Origin of the sequence: Microbacterium lushaniae, from assembly GCF_008727775.1 — a bacterium.
Classification (GTDB): domain Bacteria; phylum Actinomycetota; class Actinomycetes; order Actinomycetales; family Microbacteriaceae; genus Microbacterium; species Microbacterium lushaniae.
This window is the reverse complement of record NZ_CP044232.1, coordinates 2,802,197-2,815,739: the sequence shown is the minus strand read 5'-3', so window position 1 is coordinate 2,815,739 and position 13,543 is coordinate 2,802,197. Positions and strand designations below refer to the sequence as shown.

At 70.9% G+C, this 13,543-nt stretch carries 12 protein-coding genes and 1 pseudogene; 10 read left to right on the top strand and 3 right to left on the bottom strand.

What is annotated here, in order from left to right; genetic code table 11:
* Window position 1 precedes the first annotated feature (1 nt).
* Both F6J85_RS13545 and F6J85_RS13540 read right to left on the bottom strand, forming a co-directional pair.
* Window positions 2–277 carry an acylphosphatase gene (locus tag F6J85_RS13545; RefSeq protein WP_150925732.1) on the bottom strand — a complete coding sequence of 92 codons (276 nt, stop codon included), beginning with the start codon at window positions 275–277 and terminating at the stop codon, window positions 2–4.
* A 26-nt stretch (window positions 278–303) separates the two neighbouring features.
* Window positions 304–951: a LysE/ArgO family amino acid transporter gene (locus F6J85_RS13540; RefSeq protein ID WP_202980830.1), complete on the bottom strand. Its 648-nt coding sequence runs from the start codon at window positions 949–951 to the stop codon at window positions 304–306.
* Between the two features lie 70 nt (window positions 952–1,021).
* Here F6J85_RS13540 and F6J85_RS13535 point away from each other — a divergent pair, with 70 nt between their 5' ends.
* The gene (locus F6J85_RS13535; RefSeq protein WP_150925729.1) at window positions 1,022–1,906 is read left to right on the top strand and encodes a LysR family transcriptional regulator ArgP; all 885 of its coding nucleotides are present in this window, start codon (window positions 1,022–1,024) and stop codon (window positions 1,904–1,906) included.
* Window positions 1,907–1,939: 33 nt separating this feature from the next.
* Here F6J85_RS13535 and F6J85_RS13530 read toward each other — a convergent pair whose 3' ends face one another.
* Entirely contained in the window at window positions 1,940–2,689 is a 750-nt protein-coding gene (locus tag F6J85_RS13530; RefSeq protein WP_150925727.1) for a GntR family transcriptional regulator, read from the bottom strand.
* A gap of 207 nt (window positions 2,690–2,896) precedes the next feature.
* On the opposite strand from F6J85_RS13530, the gene F6J85_RS13525 reads away from it, so the two are divergent.
* From F6J85_RS13525 to F6J85_RS13485, 9 genes and pseudogenes are all read left to right on the top strand, one after another.
* Complete coding sequence (locus F6J85_RS13525; RefSeq protein ID WP_191906615.1) at window positions 2,897–3,985, top strand: substrate-binding domain-containing protein; 1,089 nt, start codon at window positions 2,897–2,899, stop codon at window positions 3,983–3,985.
* Window positions 3,986–4,017: 32 nt separating this feature from the next.
* Window positions 4,018–4,554, top strand: a pseudogene (locus tag F6J85_RS18045) (ATP-binding cassette domain-containing protein); the annotation flags it as partial.
* On the top strand, window positions 4,524–5,513 hold the full coding sequence (locus F6J85_RS18040) for an ATP-binding cassette domain-containing protein (protein WP_150927448.1): 990 nt from the start codon (window positions 4,524–4,526) through the stop codon (window positions 5,511–5,513). The pseudogene F6J85_RS18045 and the gene F6J85_RS18040, both read left to right, overlap by 31 nt.
* The gene (locus tag F6J85_RS13510) at window positions 5,510–6,481 is read left to right on the top strand and encodes an ABC transporter permease (protein WP_150925721.1); all 972 of its coding nucleotides are present in this window, start codon (window positions 5,510–5,512) and stop codon (window positions 6,479–6,481) included. The genes F6J85_RS18040 and F6J85_RS13510 overlap by 4 nt, the downstream gene beginning before the upstream one ends.
* The gene (locus F6J85_RS13505; RefSeq protein ID WP_150925719.1) at window positions 6,478–7,533 is read left to right on the top strand and encodes an ABC transporter permease; all 1,056 of its coding nucleotides are present in this window, start codon (window positions 6,478–6,480) and stop codon (window positions 7,531–7,533) included. Before F6J85_RS13510 ends, F6J85_RS13505 begins: the two co-directional genes overlap by 4 nt.
* Window positions 7,526–8,398, top strand: a complete 873-nt coding sequence (lsrF, locus tag F6J85_RS13500; protein ID WP_150925717.1) for a 3-hydroxy-5-phosphonooxypentane-2,4-dione thiolase — start codon at window positions 7,526–7,528, stop codon at window positions 8,396–8,398. Before F6J85_RS13505 ends, lsrF begins: the two co-directional genes overlap by 8 nt.
* A 54-nt stretch (window positions 8,399–8,452) precedes the next feature.
* Window positions 8,453–10,105, top strand: coding sequence for a glycerol-3-phosphate dehydrogenase/oxidase (locus tag F6J85_RS13495; protein ID WP_150925716.1), 1,653 nt, complete (start codon window positions 8,453–8,455; stop codon window positions 10,103–10,105).
* Window positions 10,106–10,127: 22 nt separating this feature from the next.
* Window positions 10,128–11,618: an FGGY-family carbohydrate kinase gene (locus tag F6J85_RS13490; RefSeq protein ID WP_191906614.1), complete on the top strand. Its 1,491-nt coding sequence runs from the start codon at window positions 10,128–10,130 to the stop codon at window positions 11,616–11,618.
* The gene (locus tag F6J85_RS13485; protein WP_202980829.1) at window positions 11,615–13,540 is read left to right on the top strand and encodes an SDR family NAD(P)-dependent oxidoreductase; all 1,926 of its coding nucleotides are present in this window, start codon (window positions 11,615–11,617) and stop codon (window positions 13,538–13,540) included. The genes F6J85_RS13490 and F6J85_RS13485 overlap by 4 nt, the downstream gene beginning before the upstream one ends.
* The last annotated feature ends 3 nt before the right edge of the window (window positions 13,541–13,543 follow it).

The following is a 13,543-nucleotide window of genomic DNA, read 5'->3' as shown; positions in this document are numbered from 1 at the left end:
GTCAGCCGGTGCTGCGCACCTCGAATGCGCTGTCGCCCGCCGGCGCCCTGTCCGCGGTCGTGAGTTCGTCCACACGCGATCCGGGTGGGCCCTGCCGCATCCAGTCCAGCATCTCCTCGACGGCGGCTGCTTCGCCCTCCACCTCCGCTTCCACACTGCCGTCACGGCGGTTCCGCACCCATCCGCTCACGCCGAGCCGGTTCGCCTCCAGCCGGGCGGTGTAGCGGTAGCCGACGCCCTGGACGTCGCCGCGGACGATGACGTGCACGCGCTTCATGTGCCCATGGTGCCCCACGACACCGGTCACGGGACCAGCACGAGACTGATGGCTAGTCCGATCATGACGACGGCGATGAGCGCGTCCAGGATGCGCCACGCCCGCGGGGTGGCGAGCCACCGGCTGAGATAGCGTGCCCCGAACGCGAGCCCGAAGAACCACACGATGCTGCCGAGCATCGCGCCGGCGGCGAAGACCCAGCGCGCCTCCCCGTGGCCGCTGGCGACGAGCCCGAGGAAGAAGACGGTGTCGAGGTACACGTGCGGGTTCAGCCACGTCAGGGCGAGACACGTCAGCAGCACGGGAGCCAGGCGGGTGCGCACGACGGTCGTGGGCCCCCGGGCGCCGGGAGCGGATGCGGCGTCTGCGGCGACCGTGAGCGCGTGACCGCTCGGGCGCAGCGCTCGACGGGCCGCGAGAAGGCCGTACCCCAGCAGGAACAGCGCCCCGGCCCACCGGATCACCTCCACGAGCCAGGGGATGGCGGTGAGGGCGAGCCCGAGCCCGGAGACCCCCAGCGCGATGAGGGCAGCATCCGAGATCGCGCACACGGCCGCCACGGCGAGGACGTGCTCGCGGCGCAACCCCTGACGGAGCACGAAGAGGTTCTGCGCCCCGATGGCGATGATGAGGGTCAGCCCGAGGCCGAGACCGGCGAAGAAGGAGGGGAGCACAGCCCCGACGCTAAGCGCGCGACGCAGTCACGTCCAGTTCAGGATTCTTCCGAACCATTAGCCTGGCTTCATGTCTATTCCGCTGGACCTGGCCCGCACGCTCGCGGTGATCCTGGATGAGGGCACCCTGGAGGCGGCCGCACGCCGCCTGCACGTGACGCCTTCCGCGGTGAGCCAGCGCGTGCGGGCGCTGGAAGCCCGGCTGGGACGCGTCGTGCTCGTGCGCACCAAGCCGGTCCAGGCCACCGACGCGGGCAAGGCGGTCGTCCGCCTCGCACGCCAGCTCGACCTGCTCGAGCACGACGCCCTCGCCGGCATCGGCGCGGACGAGGCCGCCACCGCGGTCGTGCCCCTCGCCGTCAACGCCGACTCCCTCGCGACGTGGTTCCTGCCGCCGTTGGCCCGTGTGGCGCAGCGCCGTCGGGTGGTCTTCCAGCTCCATCGTGACGATCAGGACTTCACCGCGGGCCTGCTCGAGTCGGGCACGGTGATGGGCGCGATCACGTCTCGGGAGGCGCCGGTGCCCGGATGTCGCGTGCGCGCGGTCGGGGTGCTGCGGTACGAGGCGGTCGCGAGCGCCGGGTTCGCGCAGCGCTGGTTCCCCGACGGGGTCGACGGCGACGCGCTCGCGGGCGCTCCGGTGGTCGATTTCGACCGACGCGACGACCTGCAGTCGCGTTGGCTCGCCGATCAGGGCCCGACGGCCTCGCCTCCGCGGCACCTCGTGCCCGCCTCGCACGACTTCGCCACCGCGATCGGACTGGGATTGGGGTGGGGCCTGCTTCCCCGGTTCCAGTCGGCGGAGCTGTTGCGGTCAGGGGAGCTGGTGCGCCTCGGGGGGCCGCCCGTGGACGTCCCGTTGTTCTGGCAGCAGTGGAATCTCACCTCCCCGCTCCTCGACGAGATCGCCGACGAGGTCGTGCAGGAGGGGGCGCGGGTGCTCGCCACCACGTGACGCCCGAGGTCGGCGGGTCCGGCCCCGCCGTGCTCAGCGGATGCCGACGTGGAAGCGCGACTCGTCGCTGCGGTGCAGCGCGTTGTACCGCTCGAAGGGCACCCCGTCGTCGTCCCACGCCACCGATTCGATGGACAGCACGGGCTGGCCCGGCTGCAACTCCAGCAGCCGCGCATCCTCGGCTCCGGGCACGACGGCGCTGATCCATCTGTCCGCCCCGCTGGGGTGCACGCCGAAGTGGCGGCGCAGATGCTCGTAGAGCGACCGGTTCTCCAGGTTCGCCCGACGCAGGGTGGGGAAGCGGTCGTAGGGGAGGACCGTGTCCACGAGGAGCCAGGGGGTGCCGTCCACGCGGCGCAGGCGACGCAGGCGGACGACCTGAGAGCCGGCGGGGAGGCGGAGCGACTGGGCGTCGTCGGCGCTGGCCGGCCGCACCTCGAAATCCAGCACGCGCGTGGTGACGCTGCGCCCCGTGGTGGACAGATCGTCGGAGGAACCTGCCATGGAGCCGATGAACTTCAGCTCCGGCCGCTGCGGGGCGACGAAAGACCCGCGCGCGCGCACCTTGTAGATGAGCCCTGCGCGCACCAGTTCTGCGAGCGCTTCGCGCACGACCGTCCGCGACACGCTGTAACGGTCGATGAGTTCGGATTCGGACGGGAGAGCCTGATCCGCGCGGAGTTGCCCTGACTCGATCTCCTCGCGCAGCACCTTCGCCAGTTGCTGCCACAGCGGCGTGTCCGCCTCGCGGTCGAGGACGGTGTACGGCGCGGGTGTGGACATGGCGGCTCCTTCGGTCCGTCGCCAGGTGCTCAGAGCGTATCGCGCGTGCTCGGGGCGCCGGACGAGACGCAATTGACAGCGCCGGGGCGCGTCCCTATCTTGGTCATGACCAACTCATCATGACATGTTGGTAATAACAGGTGCCGATCGGCGCCGATCGCTCAGCGCTCGTCACTTCGCGACGAAGCGGACCAGGAGGCAATGACAATGAAGTTCACCCACACCCGCCGCGCGATGACGGCTGTCGCCGCCACCGTCGCCGCGACCCTGCTGCTGGCCGGCTGTGCCGGAACCGCCGAGGCCGGCTCCGGCTCGGAGGGCGGCGAGCCCGAAGGCCTGAAGATCGCCCTCTCCAACGGCTTCGTCAACGGATGGCGCCTCACGCTCATCGACAAGTTCGAGACCGAGGCGGACAAGCTCAAGGAAGAGGGCGTCGTCTCGGACTACTCCGTGGTGAACGCGCCCGGTGAGAACAGCGCCACCGAACAGGCGTCGCAGATCCGCAGCCTCATGCTGCAGAACCCCGACGTCCTCATGGTCATCCCGGCCTCCTCCAGCGCGCTCAAGCCCGTCATCGAGGAGGCGTGCACCGCCGGCATCAACGTCATCATCCTCGACGCCGACATGGAGACCAGTTGCGGCACGGTCGTCCGCAACGAGTACGGCCAGTGGGGCGCGGACTCCCTCGAACCCGCCCTCGAGGCCATCGGCGGCAAGGGCGACATCGTGATCAACCGCGGGGTCGTGGGCTCGCAGCCCGAGGAGGCCTTCCACGCGCGTCAGCAGGAGATCCTCGCCGACTTCCCCGACGTGAAGGTCGCCGCCGAGATCAACGGTTTCTGCGACTCCGCGACCGCGCAGAAGGAGATCGTCGGAATCCTCGGATCGCTCCCCGAGATCGCGGCGGTACCGGGCTGCATCGGCGGCATGGGCATCGTGCAGGCGTTCGAATCCGCCGGCCGTGAGGCCCCCGTCGTCGTCTTCGACACCGACGGGAAGTCGCTGAAGTTCTGGAAGGACAGCGGCATCGACAACGGCTCCTTCGCCGCGCTCACCGACCCCGGTCAGGTCGTCGCCGCGATCTACGTCGCCCTCGCCAAGGAGCGCGGCGACGACGTGCCGGCCGAGGTCGTGCTGCCGCTGGTGAAGATCGCGCAGGAGGACCTCGACTACTGGGTCGCCGAGCTGGGCACCGACGAGTACGCCGCGATCGCATGGGATGACGCATCCATCGAGGCGGCTCTCGAGGCGCTCGAGAACGGCGAAGACGTGCAGGCTCCCGCCCTGCAGAAGTGACCGACCGGCCGACCAGTTCGAAGGAGCACCCGATGGCATCCGTGACGCAGAGTCCCCCCTCTGCATCGCCCCAGGCGACGCAGGTCGTGCTGACGGCGCAGGACGTGTCCAAGCGGTACGGCAACACCACTGCCCTCGCCGGGATCGACGTCACCGTGCAGACGGGCGAGATCCTCGGACTGGTCGGCCACAACGGCGCCGGCAAGAGCACCCTCATGCGCGTGCTCGCCGGACGCGAGCAGCCTGACGCAGGCACGGTCAGCTGGCGTGGCGGCGGGGAGTGGAACCAGTCCGTCGCCGCCCGCGCCGGCGTCCGTATGGTGTACCAGGAGCTCGCCCTGTGCCCCGATCTCACGGTCGCGGAGAACATCGCGCTCTCCGATCGCGCCGCCCGCGGCTGGGGATGGCGGCGCGCGGCGGAACGGCACGTCGCCGAGAAGCTCGATCGCGTCTTCCCGGGGCACGGCATCGCGATCGTGCGCCGCACGAGCGATCTCACGATGGCGCAGCGGCAGATGGTCGAGATCGCCCGCGCCCTGTGCACGCCCGACCTTGCCATGCTCATCCTCGACGAGCCGACCGAGTCCCTCAGCGTGGATGCCACCGGCCAGCTGTATGCGCACCTGCGCGAGCTCGCCGCCTCCGGTGTGGGCATGGTGCTCATCTCGCATCGGATGCAGGAGGTCCTGGCCAATGCCGACCGCATCGCCGTGATGAAGGACGGCCGCATCGTCGACACCGTCGCGGCACGCAGCACCTCGGAGCAGGCGCTGCTGTCCACGATGGGCGGCGAAGTGCATGCCGATACGGCCACCGTCCGCCGTGTCACCTCCACCGAACGCGCCGATATCCGCCAGGGCGGAACGGTCGCGCGCATCACGGGGAGGGCGTGCCGTTCGTCGTGCAACCGGGCGAGATCATCGGCCTCGCCGGTCTGGCCGGCCACGGACAGGACGCGCTCCTGCGGCGGCTGTGGACCAGCGCGCGGGGCGTCACCGTCGCCAAGCGCCGCGCCTACGTGCCCGGCGACCGGCAGACCAGCGGCATCTTCCCGCTGTGGAGCGTGGCAGAGAACCTCACCGTCTCGGCCTCCCGGCAGCTCTCATCCGGCGGCGTGATCCGCTCGGCCCGCAAGCGCGCCCTCGCGGACGAGTGGGTGCAGCGCCTGAGCGTCAAGGGCGGCGCCCGCGCGCCGATCACCTCGCTCTCGGGCGGGAACCAGCAGAAGGTGCTCGTCGCCCGGGCGTTCGCCACGGATGCGGCGCTCGTGCTGCTGGACGACCCCTTCCGCGGTGTCGACGTCGCCACCAAGAACGAGCTCTACGCCCTCATGCGCGTGGAGGCCTCACGGGGCCGCTCGATCGTCTGGTACTCCACGGAGAACAGCGAGATGGCGCACTGCGATCGCGTCTATGTGTTCCGCTCGGGTCGCATCGTGAGCGAACTCGCCGGCGATGACATCACCGAGGACCGCATCATCGCCGACTCGTTCGGCGGCGACGACCGCACGCAGGAGGACGCTCGATGAGCACCGCCACCGCTTCATTCCCGTCCACGGGTCAGCGCCTGCGCGCCGGCGCCGTGAACGGATCGCCCGCCCTGCTCGCGCTCGTGGCGCTGGTGGCGATCTTCGCCATCACGGCGACGCTGCAGCCCGGCATCCTGAGCGTGCCCGGCCTCACCCTGATGCTCATGTCGTCGGTGCCCCTCGTGCTCGCCGCGCAGGCGCAGATGATCATCATGAGCGTCGGCGACATCGACCTCGGGATCGGGTTCCTCGTGGGCCTGGTCACCGTCATCGCCGCGACGCTCTTCGTCGACGCGCCGCTGCTCGCGCTCGCCTCGATCCTCGGCATCGTCGTCGCGTACGCCGTCATCGCGTACGTCGTGCAGCAGCGCGGTGTGCCCTCCATCATCATCACGCTCGGCATGTCGTTCGTCTGGCTGGGCATCGGCCTCCAGATCCGCCCGACGCCGGGAGGGGCGACGCCCGAGTGGCTGTCGGTCATCTCGACGTGGCGGCCCACGTGGTTCCCGGCTCCCGTGATCTTCATCATCGCCGCCACCGTGATCGGCTGGTACGTCACCCGCCGCGCTCGCATCGGCACGCGGATGCGGGCACTCGGCTCCCAGGCCCCGACGCTCGAGAAGGCGGGCGTGTCCCTGGCAGCGACCCGCATCGCCGCGTACGTGATCGCTGCGATCCTGATGGTCCTCTCCGGGCTCATGCTCGCCTCCCAGACCTGGTCGGGCGACATCAACGCGGCCAGCGAGTACACGCTCATGACCATCGCCGCCGTGATCCTCGGCGGCGGCACCTTCGCCGGGGGGCGCGCGATGCCGATCGGCACCACGCTCGGGGCGGTCACCCTCGGGCTCATCACCGTTCTGCTGAGCCTCATCAACCTGCCCTCCAGCCTGCAGTCGGCAGCACAGGGACTCATCGTCATCGCTGTGCTGGCCGGACGCATCATCACCGAGAGGTTCGTCCGATGAGCGCCATCGACAACGCCGTACCGTCCGAGCGCCGCCGCTTCACGTGGCCCGCGTGGGGGTGGTCGCTCATCGGCGTGCTGGCCGTGTGGGCCGTCATCGTCGCGGTGCGCCCGGGCGCACCGCTGGACCCGCTGACCCAGGCGCTCTCCCTGGCGCCGTTCCTCGTTCTCGTCGCGCTGGGACAGATGCTCGTCATCACCCTCGGTCCCGGCAACATCGACGTGTCGGTCGGCACGATCGTCTCGATGTCCTCGTACGTCTCGGTCGCCGTCGGAGCGACGGCGGGGCCGGTCGTCGGGCTCGCCGCCGCCGCGGCTGCCGGTGTCGCCGCGGGCGCGGTCAGCGTCGCGGCCATCCTGCTCCTTCGGGTCCCCCCGATCATCGCGACCCTCGCGACCAGTCTCGTGGTCACCAGCGCCACGCTGCTGCTCGCCGATGCCGCACGCGGCGGCGCGCATCCGGCACTGCGCTCCTTCGTCAACGCCAAGGTGCTCGGCATCCCGGTCATCGCCCTCCTCGTGGTGCTCGTCACGGTGGTCATCTGGTTCCTGCTGCGCCGCACGCGCCTGGGTCTGTCGATCATCGCGGTGGGCCAGAGCGAGCGCGCTGCCGAGCGTGCGGGGCTGAAGGTCGTCGCCGTCACCGCGACCGCCTACCTCATGAGCGCCGGCTTCGCCGGCCTCGTGGGCGGCCTGCTGGCCGCGTTCATCTCGCCCAGCACGCAGCTGGGCACCTCGTACATGCTCGATTCGATCGCCGTCGTCGTGATCGGCGGCACGCTCATCTCCGGTGGACGCCCGGTCGCGACCGGTGCGTGGACCGGCGCCCTCTTCTTCGTGCTGCTGTCGGGGCTGCTCAACCTCGTCGGCTGGTCGGTCGGCGCCCAGAACGTGCTGAAGGGCGTCCTCGTCGTCCTCGTCGTGATCGTCGCCTCCGCCGCCACCGGCACCGGTCGCACCAGCATCCGGCGACTGCGTGCCTCCCTGACCCCGGGCGCGCCGCAGGCAGCGTCCACCACCACCACAACACAGAAGGAGCCCATCAATGGCTGACCTCGACGACCTCCGCGACGGCACGGACTTCTCCGCCGCCCGCACGGCCTCCGGCGGATTCCACCTGAAGGGCCAGTCCGGACAGGACTGGGGCATGCGCGCGCGTCTGTCGCGCGTGTTCGACCCGAGCGACGGCAAGACCGTCATGCTCGCGTTCGATCACGGCTACTTCCAGGGCCCCACCTCCGGGCTGGAGAACCTCGAGCGCTCCATCCTGCCCCTGGTCCCGCAGGCCGATGCCCTCATGTGCACCCGCGGTGCTCTGCGCACCACCATCCCGGCCGAGAACGGCAAGGGCATCGTGCTGCGCGCCTCGGGCGGACCGAGCGTCCTGAAGGAGCTGTCGGACGAGGAACTCGCGGTCTCGATCGAGGACGCCGTGCGCCTGGACGCCGCCGCTCTGGCGGTGCAGGTGTTCGTCGGCGGTGAGAACGAGACGAAGTCGATCAAGAACCTCACGACGCTCGTGGACCAGGGCCAGGCGACCGGCATCCCGGTGCTCGCGGTCACCGCCGTCGGTCGCGACATGGTGCGCGACGCGCGGTACTTCCGTCTCGCCACCCGCATCAGCGCCGAACTGGGCGCCGCCTTCGTGAAGACCTACTACGTCGAAGAGGGCTTCGAGACGATCACGAGCGCGTGCCCCGTGCCGATCGTCATCGCCGGCGGCAAGAAGGTCGAGGAGCAGGAGGCCCTGCGCGTGGCGTACCAGGCCATGCAGGAGGGAGCCGCCGGCGTCGACATGGGACGCAACGTGTTCCAATCCGAGCATCCGGCCGCCATGCTCGCCGCCGTCCGTGGCGTCGTGCACGACGGCCTCACCCCGACCGAGGCGTACGAGCTCTTCCAGTCCCTCTCCCACTGACACCGACGTGCGGGCGCCCGGCCGGGCGCCCGCACGTCCGAAGGACACAATCCCATGCCCACTCTGCGCACCCATAGCGCGCCCCAGTCGGCTGACGTCGTCGTGATCGGCGCCGGGATCAACGGTCTCGCCATCACGCGTGAAGCGGCCGCCCGGGGACTCCACGTCGTCATGATCGACCGCGACGACATCGCCGCGAGGACGTCGGCGATCTCGACGCGGCTCATCCACGGTGGACTGAAGTACCTCCCCCGGTTCGAGATCCCGCTGGTCTTCGAGTCGATCCGGGAGCGCAACATCCTGCTGAAGACGGCGCCGCACCTCGTGCTGCCCTACCCGATGCTGATCCCGTTCGCGAAGTGGAACAAGACGCCCGGCTGGCTGATGTCGTGCGGCCTCATCGTGCACGACGTGCTCGCGATCGGTAAACGCCTGCCGCTGAACCGCATCGTCTTCGGCGGCCGCCTCCGTCGCGAGTGGCCGTCGGTGGCGAAAGCCGGCGTGAAGTGGGGCGGTCTGTTCCAGGACGCCCACGTGCCCGTGACGGAGCGGTTCGCCACTGAACTCGCGATCGACGCGTCGCGCAACGGCGCAACCGTGCTCACCCACACTCCCGTCACCGCGCTGCTGCGTGACGGCGGTCGGATCGCCGGTGTGGTCTACCAGGACCGGGAGAGCGGGCAGGAGCGCGAACTGCGCGCCCCCGTCGTGGTGAACTCCGCGGGCCCCTGGGTGGACGAGGTCCTCGCCCTCGCCGGCACGCACCCCCGCCGGATCGGTCCCACGAAGGGCAGCCACCTCGTGGTGGACGCTTTCCCTGGCGCTCCCGCCACGTGCGTCTTCTTCGACTCGCCGCAGGACGGTCGCCCCATGTTCGTCCTGCCCTGGTGGGACGGACGTTTCATGCTGGGCACGACCGACCTGCCGTACGACGGCTCGATCGAGGACATCGCGATCGACCAGGACGAGGTGGCCTACCTCCTGGCGTCGGTCAACACGATCATCCCCGACGCGGGGCTCACGCCCGACCACGTGCTGTGGTCCTACTCGGGTGTGCGCCCGCTGCCCTACGTCGCCGACCTGACGGACCCCTCCTCGGTCAGCCGGGACAGCGAGATCGTCGTTCACGACGGGGATTCCACGGGGCTCCTGACGATCATCGGCGGCAAGTACACCACGCATCGCGCACTCGGCGAGCAGACCCTGCGAAAGATCGAGAAGCAGCTGGGGCTCCCGCGCGAGGCTTCGCCGACGCGCGAAGCGCGCTTCCCCGGCGCCCCCGCCGAAGACGTCGCGCAGTTCCGTGCCTCGTTCGTCGCGCGCAGCTCGCTGCCCGAGCGCACCGCCGCCCGCCTGGCCGACGTGTACGGCACCCTCGCGCGGGATATCGAGATGCTGGCCGCGACAGACCCGGCCCTCTCGGAGATCGTCGACGAGGAGACGGGCGCGATCGCGGCCGAGATCCTCCACGCGGTGCGCGAAGAAGGCGCGGTGACGTTGGAGGATGTGCTGCTGCGGCGCACCGTGATCGCCCTGAACAGCGATGTGGGGCTGTCCTGCGCACCGCGGGCGGCGGCGGTTCTGGTGGCGTATGCCGGCTGGAGCGAGGAACACGCCGACGCGGAGGTCGCGCGCTACCGTGAATCGGTTCGGCGCTTCGTGCCGAGAGCACTGCAGGGCGCCTCCGATGCCGACCGGACGCTGTGAGCAGAGGAGAGCGGACAGCATCATGAGCACGTGTGTCATCGGGATCGACGTCGGCCTGACCTCGGCGAAGGCGGCGGCCTTCGACGAGGCCGGCAACGAGATCCGCACCGTCTCCGCCCCCAACCCGCGCGTCGCCGTCTCGCGCGAGCGCCAGGAGGTGGACATGGATGCGCTCTGGGACGTCGTCGCCGACGTGCTGCGCGACCTCACCGGCGAACTGGCACGAGAGGGCTGGACGATCGCGGCGGTCGCCGCCACCGGTCACGGCAACGGCCTGTACCTCGTGGATGAGGACCTGCGCCCGGTGCGCGCCGCCATCGCGTCGACGGACCACCGCGCCGAGGCGATCGTGGCGTCCCTGGACGCGGCGCAGGTGGAGAGCGTGCGCCGCGTGACGGGGTCCATCCCGTGGGCCGCCCAGCCGGGCGTGCTGCTGCGCTGGCTGCTCGAGCACGAACCCGACGTCCTCCAACGGGCGAGCTGGGCGCTCACATGCAAGGACTGGATAACGGCGTGCCTGGCCGGGGTGGCGCAGGCCGACCTGTCGGACTCGTCCGGGTGCGGCCTGGTGAACCTCGCCACCCGGGACTACGAGCCCGCGGTGCTGGACCTGCTGGGCCTTCCCGCCGACACGTCCCGGCTGTTCCCCCCGCTGCGCAGCTCCGACGAAAAGGTCGGCGGTGTGACCGCCGACGCGGCCGCGCGGACGGGGCTGCCGGTGGGGACCCCGGTCGTCGCCGGTTGCATGGACTGCGTCGCCAGCCCGTTGGGCGCCGGTGCGACCGCTCTGGGCGATGTCACGGTGATCGTCGGCACATGGGCCATCAACGGCGTCGTGGTGCCGGCCGACACGGATCCGCCGCGCGTCACGATCAACGCGCTGCTGCCCGATCCGTCCGCCATGCTCGCCATGGAGGTGGCGCCGACGTCTGCGGCCAGCATCGAGTGGGCTGCCGGCCTCCTCGGCGCGCGAGCGACGATCCCCGTCACGCCACGAGACCTGCTGACCGCGGGGCAGAGCGCGCCGCCGCTGGCCGACGGCCTGCTGTTCCTCCCCTTCATCCATGGCGCCCCCGAGCATCTCGGCGCCTCGGGCACCTTCCTCGGCGTCAAGGGGAACCACGGTTATCCGCACGTCGCCCGCGCCGTGGCCGAAGGCATCACGCAGTACCACCGCGTGCAACTCGGGAAGGTCCGCTCCAGTGGGGCGGAGGTCTCCGCCGGGCCGTGGACGCTCGCCGGAGGCGGGGCGAAGAACCCCCTGTGGGCGCAGATGTTCGCCGACATCGTCGGTCACCCCATGCGGCGTCAGCTGGGGACGGAACTGGGTGCCCGTGGCGTCGCGTGGCTCGCCGCGCGGGGCGTCGGCATGGACACCGCGTCGTGGCACGCGGACCCGGATCCGCGGCTCGTGGTCGAGCCGGGCGAGTGCGCCGCGGACTACGCGCGGCAGGCCGTGACGTTCGACCGCGCCCTCGACGCCATGAAGGCGGTATGGGAGGCGACGGCGTGAGCGCCTCCCCGTCTCCCGATGCCCTGGCCGACATCGTTCGGATCAGTCGCGCCCTCGGCTCCGATCCCGCGTACGTCCTGCACGGCGGTGGCAACACCTCGATCAAGACCACCGGCGTCGATGTCACCGGTGAGCCGGTCGAGCTCGTCCTGGTGAAGGGCAGCGGCTGGAACCTCGGCACGATCCAGGCGGCGGGTTTCGCGCCCCTGCGCCGCGCGCGCCTGCACGATCTGCTGCAGCTGGAGCAGCTGGACGACGCCGCCATGGTGAACGAACTGCGCCAGGCCTCGCTCGACGCATCGGCGCCCATCGCGTCGATCGAAGCGCTCCTGCACGCCTACCTCCCCGGGCGCGTCGTCCTGCACTCGCACGCCGACGCGATCGTGGCGCTCACCAACCGTGACGTCGCAGCCTCCGACATCACCGATGTGCTCGGCGAGCGGGTGCTCGTACTGCCGTACGTCAAGCCGGGGTTCGGGCTCGCACGCCTGGTCGCCCGGACGGACGTTTCGGGCGTGGATGCGGTGGTGCTCAGCAACCACGGACTGTTCACCTTCGGCGACGATCCGGACGCGACGCTGGCCCGGCACCGCGATCTCGTGGACCGCGCCTCCGCCGCCGCCGGTGTGTCGGCCTGGGGTGATCCGGGGCCGGTGGTCGATCGCTCGGGTGCCGTGGAGGCGGTCGCCGGTTTGCGTCAGGACCTCTCCTGCGCGGCCGGGCGACCGATGCTCGTGCGGCAGTCGGCATCCAGTCGTGCCGACGGGTTCGCGCGGCGTCCGGAGGTGGCAGCCCTCGCCGGCCGCGGAACGGCGACCCCCGAGCACGTGCTGTACACCAAGCGGGAACCGCTCGTGGGCCGGGATGTCGCCGCGTACGCCACGCGTTATCGCGAATACGTCGCGCGGCATCGCCCGCGGGCGGAGACGGAGATCACCGAACTCGATCCGGCGCCGCGCGTCGTCTTCGATCCGGCGCTGGGCTGTCTCTTCGCGGGGGAGTCCGTCACGGACCTGCAGGTCACCGCCGACGTGGCGATCCACACGATGGACGTGATCGACGCGGCCGACCGCCTCGGCGGATACCGTTCGCTGGACGAATCCGACACGTTCGACATCGAGTACTGGTCGCTGGAGCAGGCGAAACTGGCGGGGCGCACGCGCCGGCCGCTCACCGGTGAGGTCGCCATCGTGACCGGGGCGGCGTCCGGGATCGGCCGTGCGGTCGCCGAGCAGCTCATCGCCGACGGTGCGGCCGTGGTCGGCATCGACCTCTCGGCCGCCGTGACATCGGTCAGCTCCGCAGACGCGTGGCGCGGCATCGTCGGCGACGTGAGCGATCCCGCCGTTCTCGACACGGCGGTGGACGCGGCCGTGCGCGAGTTCGGCGGGGTTGACATCGTCGTGATCGCCGCGGGCATCTTCCCGCCCTCCCAGGCGATCGCCGAGGTGGCCGACGACGCGTGGGACCGTGCCCTCCGTGTCAACGTCACCGCTCCCATGCGGCTCCTGCGCGCCGTGCACCCCGTGCTGGCGCGCTCGCCCCGGGGTGGCCGCGTCGTGCTGGTCTCGACGAAGAACGTCGCGGCGCCCGGTCCGGGTGCGGCGGCCTATTCGGCCAGCAAGACCGCGGCGGCGCAGCTGGCACGTGTGGCCGCGCTGGAGTGGGCGGCCGACCGCATCCGCGTGAACCAGGTCGAGCCGGACGCCGTGTTCGACACGGCCATCTGGACCCCCGAACTGCTCGAGGCCCGCGCTGCCCATTACGGTCTCACGGTGGCGGAGTACCGCACCCGCAACCTGCTCGGGATCGAGGTGCGCAGCGCCACTGTCGCCGAGGCCGTGGTCGCCCTGTGCACGTCGTTCCCGGCGACCACCGGCGCCCACGTGAGCGTGGACGGCGGAAACGACCGCGTGATCTGAGCC

Excerpts from the sequence above, each read along its gene's own strand:
- F6J85_RS13505 (WP_150925719.1), top strand. The coding sequence starts at position 6,478 with ATGAGCGCCATCGACAACGCCGTACCGTCCGAGCGCCGCCGCTTCACG.
- F6J85_RS13535 (WP_150925729.1), top strand. The coding sequence starts at position 1,022 with ATGTCTATTCCGCTGGACCTGGCCCGCACGCTCGCGGTGATCCTGGAT.
- F6J85_RS13490 (WP_191906614.1), top strand. The coding sequence starts at position 10,128 with ATGAGCACGTGTGTCATCGGGATCGACGTCGGCCTGACCTCGGCGAAG.
- lsrF (WP_150925717.1), top strand. The coding sequence starts at position 7,526 with ATGGCTGACCTCGACGACCTCCGCGACGGCACGGACTTCTCCGCCGCC.
- F6J85_RS13525 (WP_191906615.1), top strand. The coding sequence starts at position 2,897 with ATGAAGTTCACCCACACCCGCCGCGCGATGACGGCTGTCGCCGCCACC.
- F6J85_RS13545 (WP_150925732.1), bottom strand. The coding sequence starts at position 277 with ATGAAGCGCGTGCACGTCATCGTCCGCGGCGACGTCCAGGGCGTCGGC.
- F6J85_RS13530 (WP_150925727.1), bottom strand. The coding sequence starts at position 2,689 with ATGTCCACACCCGCGCCGTACACCGTCCTCGACCGCGAGGCGGACACG.
- F6J85_RS13510 (WP_150925721.1), top strand. The coding sequence starts at position 5,510 with ATGAGCACCGCCACCGCTTCATTCCCGTCCACGGGTCAGCGCCTGCGC.
- F6J85_RS13495 (WP_150925716.1), top strand. The coding sequence starts at position 8,453 with ATGCCCACTCTGCGCACCCATAGCGCGCCCCAGTCGGCTGACGTCGTC.